The sequence below is a fragment of the Paenibacillus sp. FSL R7-0048 genome, assembly GCF_038004505.1.
GTDB classification, from domain to species: domain Bacteria; phylum Bacillota; class Bacilli; order Paenibacillales; family Paenibacillaceae; genus Paenibacillus_AQ; species Paenibacillus_AQ odorifer.
The window spans coordinates 6,376,125-6,389,825 of the sequence record NZ_JBBORF010000001.1; the positions used below are offsets into that span (position 1 = coordinate 6,376,125).

Genomic DNA, 13,701 nt, shown 5'->3' on the forward strand with positions numbered 1-13,701 from the left:
TATTTATTCATATCGTAGAGATTCCATTGGATCCAGTTTGGCAGCCTTAGAGGATGGCATCAAACCGGCGATAATACTAATCAGGGTACTCACAACGATCCCAAATAACACATAATAACCGGATAGATTAATAAGTTTCACTCCAAAAGCATTGTCCAAGAGAATATTTAACACATAACTAATGACAATGGCAAAGAGTACCGCAAAGATACCGCTGAATACACCTAATAAAGCTGATTCAGAAAAGAATATACGTTTGATATCTTTTTTCCTTGCGCCAATTGCCCGAAGAATCCCAATTTCCTTAGTCCGTTCCACTACACTGATATATAGCACAACCAATATCATGATCCCTGATACGAGAAGTGAAATCCCGGCAATACCAGAGAGAACTATAGTAGCCATATTCACATAAGTTGTGATTCGCTCCATGATTTTTGCCGATTGAGAACCTGAGAATCCAGCATCAACAGCGGCTGCATTAATATCATTCACATATTTCATATCGGTTGCAAAAGCATTAACTTGAATTGGACCTATTGTAGTCCCCTTGTCAGCATACATTTGCTCCAAAGTCTGCGCTGGAAGATAACCCGTGGGTTGCATTTGCGCTCTTGGATCAGTGCTTTCATAAATACCAGAGATAGTGACTTCTTGTTCCAATGTGATCGGTTTATGCTTAGCATCCATTTCATTAATATATAGATAAATCGATTTCCCTACTAAAGACTCTGGACTGTCATTTCCGCTTAATTTACTTGCCGTTTTCACGGGTAATAATATCTCTTTGCCCTCTGGAAAAGCCCCTGCGGTAATCGTCTCTTTAGCAAAAGCATCCGTTAAGGTTGTTAATTGTGTAAGACTAACCGTCTGATCTGCATAAACCATAGTAGATTTGCCCGAAATGGAAGTGATGGTTTCTACATAATCAACATTTGGAATATTTCGGATGGTTTCAATATCGGCAGCCGTAAACGTTTCGCCGGGCAACATCATTGCCTCTGGACCTTGCATGCCTTTAGCTTCTTCACTGGGTTTAGTTATATCCACGAGTAAAGGATCCATACTTGAATTAATTTCGTCATTCATATAGTTCGTAATTCCATTCCCTAAGGAAAGCATCAACAGTACGCTTAAAATACCAATAGACCCACCCAAAGCTACCAATACATTACGTTTGGCGTTGAGCTTCATGTTCTGCAGAGCCATTTTAAAAGATGCAAATAAACTGAGATTCCGGGATGACCCCTCTCCTCCATCGTAACTAATCAAAGAGCGGTCCTTTAACTGAATATCATCTTTAATCCGTCCTTCTTCCACCTTTACGATACGGGTACCAGAGTCGGCTACTTTCTGTGAGTGGGTCACGGTAATGACCAATATCCCTCTTTTGGCTATGCTGTCCAATAAGGCTAAAATTTGATCGCCGGTATCCTTGTCCAATGCCCCTGTAGGTTCATCTGCCAAAATAATATCAGGATTATTCGCTAGCGCGCGGGCGATGGACACTCTTTGCTTCTGTCCACCGGACAGCTGATTGGGACGTTTTTTCAGGTGCTCTTTCAAGCCTACCTCAGTCAAAATATCTATAGCACGTTTATTACGGTCCTTCTCACTGGTATCCGTCATCTGCATCGCCACTGTAACATTCTCCAAAACTGACAGATGCGGGATCAGATTGAAATTTTGAAAAACGAAGCCAATATTGTTCTTGCGATAATCATCCATTTCCTTTTCGGTCATCGTGCTTAAATTCTTTCCGCGGACAAGGACCTCGCCTTCATAATCGGAGTCCATTCCCCCAATGATGTTCATCAGTGTGGACTTTCCGCAGCCAGACTCACCTAGAATAGAGACAAATTCACCTGTCTCAAAGCTTAGATTCACATCATGGAGTACTGGCACCTTTTCTTTACCGTACAAAGTATATGATTTCTTTACATGTTTAACTTCTAATATTTTCATTTGTTTCTCTTCCTCTCCTGGTCATGCTCTATATCTCTTTTGATGTTTCATATCCTAACAAATTTGTGTGAACTGATAATGAACTGGATAGCCACATGGAAGAGTCAGAGCTACAGCAGATATTTAGGTTAAGCAATATAAAAAGGCGAATTCACACTCAAAATGAGTGGAACTCGCCTTTTCTATTCGGCTTATTTTCAAAAGAAATTAGTGCATGAGGTAATAAGCTAATCCTCCAACTTGTTTTCCGGCGTAATAAACGATGTCTATAATCACCACTGTTAATACAAATTTCGAGAGCAGCGGATATTTCTTAAATAAAGGCTTTATATTTTTCTCTATGTACTCCATTCGCGCGCCTCCTTTCTTAAGCTAATGCTCTTTTTCGGATCAGCCTAATCTGGCCTCTATGATTGATTTCATCCTCAAAAACGTGAAACCACATAAAATAGTAGTTCGCAGGTTTGTTATGCCAGAATTCCTCTTCAGTATATAACCAATTATCATCGACGGTTGCGAATAATTCATAAGTCTTTTGTCTAACTTCATTTAGGCGATCTAAATAATAGCTCAGGTCATTCCCCTTAATATTGGCTCGTCCTTCGTCTCCTAAATTTAATGCTGGCCCCCATCTCGTTAGCTCTTCTTCAGACAAATCTCTTTGCTCAAACGTTGCTACTTGATATGCATATTCTACAGCAGCGTAGTGCAATAATAACGCTCCAATAGAGTTACTCTGAGCATCCAATAAATAATCCAGTTGTTCCACAGTTAGACCCTTAACGGCTTCTAATGTTGTATATCTTGCATAGTTCATCATGGATAAAAGTCGGCTGATTTGCGGGGAGTAACCTGGGATATCTGTAATCAAAAATATTTGGTTCATGTCAATCATATGGATGTTCCTCCTTGATTTCTTCAGAATAATACTCTAAATACCTGAATGGTTCAGAATTATGAATTACAGGTAATGACGATCAAGATGCAAAAGTGAGGTGCTTAACACCATGAATAAAACTAACAAAACTATGTATTGGGTTGTATGGGCTTCAACTTAGAAAGTCTCCATCCTAACAAGACCTAGTCGCTTCCCTTCCACTATAGCTTCGGATCTGGAATGTACACTAAGCTTCTCAAAGATTCTCGTCAGGTTATACTCTACAGTCCTTTGTGACATTAAAAGCTTGCTGGCTATGTCTTTATTGCTTTTTCCACTAGCTACTTCTTGGAGTATTTCCTGTTCTCTTTGATTAATGGACACTTCTTCAAGCAGCCGATTATCCCGGTGATTAGAAATCTTGATATCATTTCTTCGTAGCTGTTTAAGTAAAGACACCGGAATGACCGCCTCATTCCTTAGTGCACAACGAATGGTATTTAACAACTGTTCCCGGGAAGCTGTTTTAGAGATAAATCCTGTGACCCCTGACTCCATCAAAAGATTATAATGAGCACTGATCTCATATCCGGTATAAATCACCACTTTAGATTCAGGATCACGTTGAACGGCTCTTTTGGCGAATTCAAGTCCGCTGATCGTAGGCATGTTGAGGTCGCATAAGATCACATCAAATTCTTGTTGCTCCAGCCTATCCAAAGCTTCCATCGCTGACAAAACAAAAGTAACCTCCATATCCGCGTCCTGCTCAATCATAGTTTTGGTTCCTTCTCCGACTGAAGGATGATCATCAACCAACAAGATACGTATCATCGTCATCGCCTCCTCTGTGCTTTTCTTCTACAAAAGCCATTGTCGGTAAATAAATAATAACCTCCAGTCCCTTCCCTTTCTCCGAGGTAAAAGTGCACTCCCCCTCTAAGCTAGCAACACGTTCTTTGATTCCAGACAGGCCCATATGCTGAAAAGATTCCCTGATATCAACTATATTCATGCCAATCCCATCATCCTTATATCGAAAATAGAGGTGCTCTTGCTGGTCCAGCTCAATTTCAATCTGATTCGCCTTGGCATGTTTCCCGGCATTCCGCAGGAGCTCCTGTACTATTCGATACAACGCAATCACCAGGTCTTCACTTAGATCACCAATCGGACTGGATGTAAAGGTGATAATGTAGTTGGACTGCAGCTGGGCATACTCAAACAATAGTTCCAGTGCCTTCACAATTCCGGTCTCTCTTAGCAGCGGTGGACGCAGTTCATTGCAGGTCTCCCTAATCTGATATATCACATCCAGAAGTCCCTCTTTAATCTGAAGCAGCTCTGGCAAAATATCCGCCTCAATATCATGATCGGAGATCAGTGTTTCCAGCCTGCGAAGCCAAATGAGCTGATCCTGAAGAGCAGAATCATGTAAATCCGCCGCCAGCTTTCTGCGTTCTTTCTCTGATAAGTTAAAGATCAGGCGTAGAACCCATGGTGCTGCATGTAGCTCTTTTTTCATCTCTGCTTCAAGGTCTTCAATCAAGCCTTCAATAAGATATAAATTCTCATAGACAATACTCGCATAATTTGCGAGGGTATTTAACCAGTTAAGCTCATCCGAATTAAGCTTTGTATGGTTCTTCTTATGATCAATCCAGAGGAGATGAAATTTTTTTTGGTGACGTCCGATTACGAGTAAGATCCCCTGTTTGAGTTGAACTACTTCTCCTACCTTAAAAACTGGAGATTTCGATACAAATTCTATGTTGATCTCTTGGCCCGAATTGTCGACTATTTGTTCGAGGTTACTCATATCCTCATCTCTCTCAAAAAAAGCAGAACGACTAAACGGTAAAATCTCATTGATTTCCTTGTAAATTGCAGCCTCCAAATCAGACCGCATCATAACCTTGGAGATTTGCTTCGAGAATCGCTCCAGACTACCTTGATAATGATAAAGCTCACGGAACAGTTTAGGCCGGAAATAATAATCTATTTTCTCCTTAAAGAATAAAAAGATTGTAATAGATAAATATACAACCAAAAACATCTGAATCCATTTGATCCAATCATACTCTTGCCTGCTCTGAATGATCGCAAGTACGGCTACAATCATTAGCGCCGGAAAAAAAGCAATTAATAAATAATATTTAAACCGATTAAAAGCGAAATCAATATCAAATAGTTGCCTAGCCGTCAGCAGATAAAAATAAGTAACTGGCATCAAAAACAAAAAGATCGTAGTAATTTCGTAAGGAATCAGGTTGACCCCAACAGCAATGGGTGCAGCTGAGAAGAGAACAAACGGTGTAAACGCAAGGATTTGTCCGGTAAGCATAATTTTAAACATCGATTTAAGCGCTGTGCTTCGATAAGTAATGTATAAATATAGCAGCTTAAATATGCTGTAAAAAATCCCAAAAACAAAGAACCCAATAATAATTAACCTTACAAAGGAATACAAGGATCTATCCCAGGAGTAAACCATTAGACTGGAGGTGGAAAATAGGCTTAGTAAAATGACCAGGCCATAGTATATTTTGATTACAGTAGTAGATAGAACTAATACATCAAATCGTTTCAGATATACTTGGAGAAAGTGAATAAAAACCAGTGGAATTAAAGGCAACACGCTACCCATCGCGATTCTACCTATAAGATCAGATCTACTTGAGGCATATCCCGCAAAGTAAGTTATTCCGACTAATAAAAAGAATAAAATCAGCAGCTCTGCTGAGCGATCCCCGCTTTTCCTGCGGTATAATAGAAGGCTTAACACTGCCAAAAAAACAAATGTCGCTCCAGGGACTACAAGCTGGGTAAACGTATGATAGATGGAGGACTTATTCTCAATATCATAATGCAAAGCAAGTGGAGCCCCCCCTTTGGAGTTACGAAGAAGGTCAACGGATTGAACCTGAGTTAAGCTTCCATATCTCACAGCTTCATCCACTTTATCAATCGGTTTCCCATTAACCCGTAATAAGATATCCCCTTCCCTTAGATTCTGTTTATACCCTTCGCTTGAAACGTCTGCCTCAGCAATATAATATTGCCCTTCTTCATTCTGCTCCAGACCAACGCCAAGCAAGATGTTAGAGTGAATGACCCACACAAAATGAATAATAAGAAAAACAAAAAGGCAAAGTAACCCTGATATGAATAACTGGCGGAGTTTTACTGTCATTTCAAATCCCCCGAACGAACAAAATTATACATATCTCTATTCTTATTTGGTATTCCCCTACCATTTTATATGAATCACAAAGGAAATTATATACTTTTATGCATGATATTCCTTCTCCTCTAAATATCCGCATTGAATTATAGCTCTATCCTGGCTTTTTGCTGCTTCACTCTGTGGTTTCGATCCAGAATCCATATCGCTGCGCAGCCATATAAAATCACTGGAACCCAACCACTCTCCCCGGCTACATACTCCAACATAGGTGAAGAACTGACAGTAATATTGTGCAAAACACTATCTACAGCATTATTAGTTCCGTGTAAAAGCACTGCCGGCCAAATACTACCGGAGGTCAGACGCAGTTCATTTATAATGATGCCCGCAAACATAACAGATAAGGTAAAGAGCACCACCACGAGCCAGCGGCTTCCAGAGGAATGATAAGCACGCGGCCCAAGAATCGCCGGATAATGCCATATAGCCCAGATTAAGCCCATTGTTACACTAGAACTTACTCTTCCCATCCATTGAAAACGCGGGAGCAGCCAACCCCTCCAACCGATCTCTTCCCCCAAAGCAGATAATGAACCAAGAACAATGTAAACGAGCAAATATATAGCAGTCTTGATCCATGAATCTGGAGAAATTAAGCTTGAGTTCCATCCCATCCAATAGACAGCATATCCCGCTCCCAGTGAACCTAAGGGAATAACTAAAGCCAATATGTATTCTTTGCCTCCCCTAAATTTGAAGCCCAACCTTCTCCATCCCTCAGCACTGTATCCATCTCTCACAATCAGAAACATCATGATACATACTGTGAAAAAAGGAGTAAATCCATACAGACCTTGCGCCGATTCCGGAAGCAGCAACATCCCTAACGCCATTGCCCATACGAAAATAATAAATAGAAGAGATTGTTTCTTGTCTGAGAGCAATATTATCACCTACCCTTTTTAGATATAAGGAACTATATCTTCCTATTTAATCCAATTGTATACAACCAGGCAGGACGTTTCACCGAAAACAACGTTCGTTAAAACCACAATTCTTTTGCGGTACTACTTATCTGTATGCCGCAAAGTCTTCAGTAAGGTTGTCCTAAAAATAGTGAAATGGTGAGCGATGTGCGATGTGCGATGTGCGATGTGCGATGTGCGATGTGCGATGTGCGATGTGCGATGTGCGATGTGCGATGTGCGATGTGCGATGTGCAGCGTAAGTGTAAACTAATTAGGGAAATACTCCCTGAAAATAGCCGATTTTCGCTCTAAAAGGACGAAATCAGGGAATTCCTCCCTAATAATCAGGGGGATTTCTTTATTAGTTACTGAATCGGCCAAAATTCAGGGAAGTTTTCCCTAATTATAAGTCTGATGAACAAAATTCTCTGAATTTTAGGGAGAAATTCCCTAATTACTGTATAAGTGCTTCACTTATTGCATCATTTGGAGCATCATTAGGTACGCCCCATGATTCAATTGGTTATCAAATAAAGGATGCTCCGCCGTAACATTAGAGATCAGGTGGCTTTACTTTTGCCCCTAATCTACTGAAGCAAACAGTAGTTGACCAAAAATGCAGAACAGCGATTCCCCGATATTAGGAGAATCGCTGTTCTGTTTGACTTTTATGGTTTTGGGCATGAACGTTTTGGGGACAGCCTTTTTCTAACTATACGTTATCTTAATAGGTCCACCAGTTACCAGACATAACGATCATCGAAAACAGCTTGATGCTGTCTTCATAGTAATCTTCTGCAGCACTGCTTGCTGTGTGGCTCCAGAGAGAATTCAACCAGCTTTGGTAAGTTGATGAGGTCATCGCACTGACTCCAAATGGAGCATAGAAGGCACCGCTATTGTAACTTCCAAATACGGTTCCGTTTAGCTTATACCCATCTTTTATACTACCAGGTGTACTGCTTACTTTAGTCTTAATCCAGCTATTCATCTTATTGAGCTGCGTAAGCGCCCTGCTGTCTCCAGTAATCAAATAATCTGTTGCGATCCGCCATGGGGTACGACAAGAATTGTAATTGTAATTCCCGTCATTGGCATCCTCAAGGAAATTCGCCGCAGCAGGTTTATACACACCCCCAGAGTAAACTACGAAATCAGGCAACAGCCCAGTGCTAGAGCTATAACCCGTATAAAGGCTATTTATAATCGTGTACGTTTTATCGATAACATTCGTCCAGCGGGTATCTCCTGTAGCCTGTTGGAATGCTTTTAAATGATTTAGCATGAAATCAGAAGGTCTAGTTGCCGTATTATACGAGCCGCTATTCGCCCAGTCACCTAGACGGATCGTCCACTGTGTCTGGTTAATCTCATTGTCCATAATCGCATTAATGATATCTTTTGCAGCTTGTAAATAATTGATCGTACCACTACTTCCCCACTGCTTGTCCGCAAGCAGCAATGAGAACGCTATATCCATATCTCCATCTGTAGCAGAGTCCTCGCCTTCAATATTTTGAAAGCTGCTGTTTTGCTTCCAGGACATCAAATAAGGGTTAATTGCACTTGGGTGAGCCTTGTAATAATTATATAAGCCGTCAAAATAAGTCTGAGCATTGCTGTCATAACCAGCCATCAAAACTGTGAACAACATCCCGTAACCATGTGCTTCAGATACCGTTTCTCCATCTGAATTATACTTAACGTAATATTTTCCAGTGCCAGCTGGTTTGAGATAGGCCGTTTTCCACGCATCCCATTTGGTCTTCACTGAATTATCCATACTGGTCTGGGTTACATTGTTTGGCTTGATAGATCCACTCGTGTAGGTGGTATGTTGCGGAAAAGGGTTGTTCACTGCTGCAAACGCGGAACCGGCAGGAAGAATACTAATTACCAAGCATACGACAATAAGGCTTTTCCAACTCAACCTAAGCTTTGCATCCTTCTTCATCATTCATTGCCTCCTCTTCAATTGTGGTAATAAATTTGAAAGAAAACAGCAAGCTAATTCGTATTCGCTATCATTGTAATACAGAATATGGAATTAATATATAAGCAATTCCATTAATAGATCATTAGTACTATATATCTGAGACTTAGATTTGTACTCACTCCTCAACTAAAAAAAGGATGGTTCCACAACCAACTTCATTCATGGCTGTGCAAACATCCTTTAGATAAAAATCCATTCGCTATTCTCGTAATTTATTCAATTTGAATCGATACGCAATGTATGGAAGACCCGGAAAGACCAACATACAAAGTGTGACCACTACTAACACCAGGCTGATATTCCTCACGATCTCAGGTAACCATCCATTAACGCCCAAGATTGCTAGGAAGATAAAAGCAATCAAAGCTATAAGCAATGGCAAGGCTACTTTGCCCATCGTTTTCTTTTCACGTTCATATTTGTCAATGAGGGTCCCTGTGTCCGAGTAGATAGGCGCCGTACCTGCAGCTGCCCGAAAGATATGAAACCCATTTCCGGCAGAACAGACATAAGTCCATCCGGCATCTTCAAAAATCAAATAATACTCCTCATCCACATTCGTGTGATAATCTACACTGTACTCAAGATTCTGGGGATCTCCCTTTCTTAACTTATAACCCAAAGGTGCAAAGCTCTCCAGGAGCCAGCCCCTTTTGGCATACTTACTCAATTTCTGCATATCTCCTTTTTCAGTAAAAGCTAAGCCCCCGCTGGTCACATATTTTGTATTCTTCATGCCTATTCCCCACCTTTTATTTGAGAATTTGTTCTGCATGTCTAATCATTTCTTTTCGGCGCTCTACTTCTTTTCTTAGCAATCCAATCCCTTTTTCCGTTGCAATATACGTTTTTCGTTTGTCGTCCTCTTCTTCTTTATACAGCTCAATAAATTCAGCCGCTAGCAGCTTCTTAATGGTTGTATACATGGAAGCAGGCCCAATTGAAAATTGATTGTTCGTCATCGTTTCGATTGATTTCATAATCAGATATCCGTGTTTGGCTTCGACTAAAGACAAGAGAATATAAAATGCAGTGTCTGTGAGCTCTCCCATTTCCAATGAGTCCGTTCTTGACACTTAATCACCTCCTCATATGTATCATTAAAAGATATATCATTAAATGAACTATATCTTTTAATGATACACTTGTCAACTGCTGGCATAAAATTCAAACTACCTTCTCATACTAGGTGAAGAATATGGAGGTGAATGTCATGCCCAAAAATAGTGCCAATCCCAAAGAAGCTCCAGGAAAACATCAACCAAGTAAGAAAAACAATGCGGAGAATAACAACAATTTCAATGAAGCCGCTCAGATGGTGAACATCGATAAGGCTGCTGATTATGTGCCCAGCTTAAACGGTGTCTCCAAAACTGATGTTTAAGCTATACCGCTAATAACTTCTTCAAACAAAAAAACACTCCTCAGATTTTTCTGAAGGAGTGTTTCAATCCGTAGCAGTTTCATTTCAAGCTCTCTAACTCAGCAGTCACTTTTTCAATTAAGTTCACGAAGGAAGCCAGCTCTTGAGAGCTTTTGACCTGATCCTTGGAATACATGGAGTTGTGTTCCGATTCTTTTTTCACCTTGGAAAGGGTGGCATTGATATTGTCGAGTTTCTGGTCAATGGTTACCAGTGAATCCTTTGAGCGACGGGCTAGCTTACGAACTTCATTAGCCACAACTTCAAAACCTCTTCCAAACTCCCCAGCTCTGGCTGCTTCAATAGCCGCATTCAGGCCTAAAAGATGCGTATGATCAGCCACTTCTCTAATCATCGTACCCACTTGATGAATAGACTCCACCTCTTTGTCCAAATATAATACCGTTTGATGCGTTTTCTCTTGATAATCAGCATTTTTACTAGCTAAACTTTCTATCGATTCACTGCTATCCTTTAATTGAACCATCAAAGATACCAGCTCCTGAACGGCTGAACTCACTCCTGTAAGCAGGTGATTTTGCTTCTCAAGCAAGTTTTCTATTTTTGCTTTTTCATCCACTTCATAGGCTTCAAGAACGAGCTGTGAATCGAGATTAAACATCTTGGTTAAGGCATGGATAACAGGCTTCCACTCGTTTGGTAATATCCGTTCAAAATAAGCAGTAGCCAGATCCAGATATAATATGTACGTCCCCAAATACCAATTCGTTGTTAATCCAATACGGGAATGGATTTTCCCGATAAGCAAACGTCTTTCAATAAATGCTTCATCGATCACACCAGCGGCCATAGATAAAAAATACCACTGCTGTGTTTCTTTCAATCGATCCAGTGTACTGTGCTGCTCAATGATGTGGAGCAGTTCTGGCTCCATCGTCATCTGTTTATACAGTTCCTCAACCAATGAGCTAACGATTAAGTTGAATTCTTTCTCCTTGCTTTTTAATAATTCTAAATCAGCCTCAGTAATCCCTATATAGCTAACTTGCTGGAGTCGTTCTGGACTAAGATTGATCATACCGTCGTTAACATCCCTCTCATAACTGTTTATTTTTCTCAGCCATCCCCTATGGCATCTATATCTCTTGATTATAAAGGTATTATTTCAATAAATTTTAACACTATATTTACCTATATTGCTTAATAATTTTACAAAACCTCACTAGTTGCCCTTAGATTTGGCTTCCTATTCATGAATAAAGGGCTGCCGCAGCAGCCCTTTCAGTTTCAAGCTTTAAATTACGCCGCCATTTCACGGCAAACTTTTGCACAAGCTAAGCAAGCTTCTGCACATTGCTGGCAATGTTCATGATCATGCTTTTGGCATTCGTTGCCGCAGGCTTCACAAGCTTCTGCACAAGCTAAACAAATCTCTTTTGCATATTTACTGTTCATCGACATGGCATGAGCTGCAAACTCGCATATATCTGCACATTCACGATCCAGGCGAATGCACTCCTTCATCATCCCCACATGATCCTCATCCAAACAAGCTGAGTAACAGTGATTGCAAGCTATCATACATTTTAAACACTCATCGATACACTCTTTGTAGTTTTGATGTGCCATAACACATTCTCCTCTCAATTCATTAATTAGGATAGTCCCCTACTCTATATATACCCAATTTGAGCAAATAAAAAAGGATTCCGGGGAATCCTTCCGATTGATCAATTATCTAATTAATTTATTGATGGTAACTAATAGTTCATCCAGTACCTCGTTCTCACCTTCCTGGATACGTTCCACTACACAACTTTTCATATGATGCTCCAGCAAAAGCTTGCCCACGCCGTTCAATGCAGATTGGACCGAGGAGATTTGATGCAGCACATCATCACAATAGGTGTCTTTTTCAATTAACCCTTTTAGCCCTCTAACTTGACCTTCAATTCTATTGAGCCGGCTAATCAAATTCTTTTTAGTTTTATCTGAGTGATGACTTTTCCGCTCATCCGTACTGCATGATTCATGCTCGTGAGTCAGATTATCCATGCACCGATCACCCCTTTCCTCGTATTTTTATTATACTATAGCCCCCCTATTCTATTCAAAAAATAAATCATTGATTAGATTTTCAATTCTTCATGAACTATAGCTGAAGTTTCAACCTGAATGGTTGTATGTTGAATTTTGAAATGATCGGCAATTAACCGAATCGCTTGCTGCAAAATGCGTTGGTCATCTGCTTCCTCTTCAATTAAGATATGACAGCTGAGTGAATCTAATCCCGAAGTTATGGTCCAGATATGCAGGTCATGAACATTTCTAACCCCCTCAATGCTTTCGAGGATTTCCTTTACTTCAGCTGGATTAATTGTAATCGGGGTGCCTTCCATAAGGACGTGAACGGTATGTTTGATAATTCCCCATGCCCCTCTAAGAATCAATAGAGCAACCAGTACGCTTATGATTGGATCAGCAACATACCAGCCAAAAATCATCATGATTAAACCGGCAATAATTGCCCCTACTGAACCTAAAGCATCACCAAGCACATGGAGATAAGCACTACGGAGATTAATGTTATTTTTCACATCCCCTTTTCTCATAAGCGACCATGCACTAGCCACATTGGCTAAAAGACCAATACTTGCGATCAGCATCATAGATCCGCTGGCAACTGTCGGCGGCTCAAAAAACCGCCCATAAGCTTCTACAATGATAAATCCAGCAACTACAAATAAAGTAACTCCGTTTAAGAGTGCCGCCAAAATTTCAAATCGATGAAAACCATACGTTTTGTTCGGAGAAGCAGGTTTAGTTGCAAACCAGACCGCTACTAGGCTTAATGCTAGAGAGCTTGCATCGTTTAGCATATGCCCACTGTCCGATAACAGGGCTAAGCTGTTAGTAATCAACCCACCAAAAAACTCCAAAAACATAATTCCAACCGTAATGATCAACGCAATCAAAAGCCCTTTTTTATTTCCACTAGGATCAAAATGTTGATGCCCGTGAGAGCCATGGGAGTGACTGTGTCCTTCATGAGCGTGGTCGTGGTTACTGTGATCGTGATTGGACTGTTGCCCGTGTACATTCTCGACCTGATGATTGCGTTTGTTCTTCTTGTTCATCATGCTTAACCTCCTATTACCTTCAGCTAGATAGTATTCGTAGCCCTGCGCAGTTACATTCAAAAGCTCCAGTTAATAATAACATATGAGCATGTGTTCATGTGTTCATATGTTATTATTAACTGGATTTTTCTTCTTGTCAATAAAAAAGCAACAAATGATTGTCTCTGACCTAATAAAATAAAGA

General features: G+C 40.4%; 14 protein-coding genes. 1 reads left to right on the forward strand and 13 read right to left on the reverse strand.

The features are described 5' to 3' along the window. Positions 1 to 3 precede the first annotated feature (3 nt). The 9 genes from NSQ91_RS28185 to NSQ91_RS28225 form a co-directional block, all read right to left on the reverse strand. On the reverse strand, positions 4 to 1,965 hold the full coding sequence (locus tag NSQ91_RS28185) for an ABC transporter ATP-binding protein/permease (protein WP_076185467.1): 1,962 nt from the start codon (positions 1,963 to 1,965) through the stop codon (positions 4 to 6). A gap of 207 nt (positions 1,966 to 2,172) precedes the next feature. Beyond that, positions 2,173 to 2,316, reverse strand: a complete 144-nt coding sequence (locus tag NSQ91_RS28190; protein WP_162636847.1) for a hypothetical protein — start codon at positions 2,314 to 2,316, stop codon at positions 2,173 to 2,175. 16 nt (positions 2,317 to 2,332) lie between these two features. Beyond that, the gene (locus tag NSQ91_RS28195) at positions 2,333 to 2,851 is read right to left on the reverse strand and encodes a DinB family protein (protein WP_076128815.1); all 519 of its coding nucleotides are present in this window, start codon (positions 2,849 to 2,851) and stop codon (positions 2,333 to 2,335) included. Positions 2,852 to 3,019: 168 nt separating this feature from the next. After that, on the reverse strand, positions 3,020 to 3,676 hold the full coding sequence (locus NSQ91_RS28200; RefSeq protein ID WP_038573390.1) for a response regulator transcription factor: 657 nt from the start codon (positions 3,674 to 3,676) through the stop codon (positions 3,020 to 3,022). After that, positions 3,654 to 6,035 (reverse strand): ATP-binding protein, encoded by a 2,382-nt coding sequence (locus NSQ91_RS28205; RefSeq protein ID WP_076193624.1) that lies wholly within the window; start codon positions 6,033 to 6,035, stop codon positions 3,654 to 3,656. Before NSQ91_RS28205 ends, NSQ91_RS28200 begins: the two co-directional genes overlap by 23 nt. 137 nt (positions 6,036 to 6,172) lie before the next feature. After that, a complete protein-coding gene (locus tag NSQ91_RS28210; protein WP_076303116.1) occupies positions 6,173 to 6,973 on the reverse strand; it encodes a CPBP family intramembrane glutamic endopeptidase in 801 nt (266 codons plus the stop codon). A gap of 748 nt (positions 6,974 to 7,721) precedes the next feature. Beyond that, positions 7,722 to 8,954 carry a glycosyl hydrolase family 8 gene (locus NSQ91_RS28215; protein ID WP_340920852.1) on the reverse strand — a complete coding sequence of 411 codons (1,233 nt, stop codon included), beginning with the start codon at positions 8,952 to 8,954 and terminating at the stop codon, positions 7,722 to 7,724. Positions 8,955 to 9,192: 238 nt separating this feature from the next. Beyond that, positions 9,193 to 9,729, reverse strand: coding sequence for a DUF2812 domain-containing protein (locus tag NSQ91_RS28220; RefSeq protein WP_076193619.1), 537 nt, complete (start codon positions 9,727 to 9,729; stop codon positions 9,193 to 9,195). A gap of 16 nt (positions 9,730 to 9,745) precedes the next feature. After that, positions 9,746 to 10,069 (reverse strand): PadR family transcriptional regulator, encoded by a 324-nt coding sequence (locus NSQ91_RS28225; protein ID WP_036681391.1) that lies wholly within the window; start codon positions 10,067 to 10,069, stop codon positions 9,746 to 9,748. A 137-nt stretch (positions 10,070 to 10,206) separates the two neighbouring features. Between NSQ91_RS28225 and NSQ91_RS28230 the strand changes: the two genes are divergently transcribed. Next, positions 10,207 to 10,377: a hypothetical protein gene (locus tag NSQ91_RS28230; protein WP_155288200.1), complete on the forward strand. Its 171-nt coding sequence runs from the start codon at positions 10,207 to 10,209 to the stop codon at positions 10,375 to 10,377. Between the two features lie 79 nt (positions 10,378 to 10,456). Here the strand turns inward: NSQ91_RS28230 and NSQ91_RS28235 are convergent, their stop codons facing one another. The 4 genes from NSQ91_RS28235 to NSQ91_RS28250 form a co-directional block, all read right to left on the reverse strand. After that, positions 10,457 to 11,455 carry a globin-coupled sensor protein gene (locus NSQ91_RS28235; RefSeq protein WP_076137072.1) on the reverse strand — a complete coding sequence of 333 codons (999 nt, stop codon included), beginning with the start codon at positions 11,453 to 11,455 and terminating at the stop codon, positions 10,457 to 10,459. 221 nt (positions 11,456 to 11,676) lie between these two features. Beyond that, positions 11,677 to 12,006 carry a four-helix bundle copper-binding protein gene (locus NSQ91_RS28240; protein WP_076193614.1) on the reverse strand — a complete coding sequence of 110 codons (330 nt, stop codon included), beginning with the start codon at positions 12,004 to 12,006 and terminating at the stop codon, positions 11,677 to 11,679. Between the two features lie 105 nt (positions 12,007 to 12,111). Continuing rightward, entirely contained in the window at positions 12,112 to 12,432 is a 321-nt protein-coding gene (locus tag NSQ91_RS28245) for a metal-sensitive transcriptional regulator (RefSeq protein WP_076128794.1), read from the reverse strand. Between the two features lie 74 nt (positions 12,433 to 12,506). Continuing rightward, positions 12,507 to 13,514: a cation diffusion facilitator family transporter gene (locus NSQ91_RS28250; protein ID WP_076303123.1), complete on the reverse strand. Its 1,008-nt coding sequence runs from the start codon at positions 13,512 to 13,514 to the stop codon at positions 12,507 to 12,509. Positions 13,515 to 13,701: the final 187 nt, after the last annotated feature.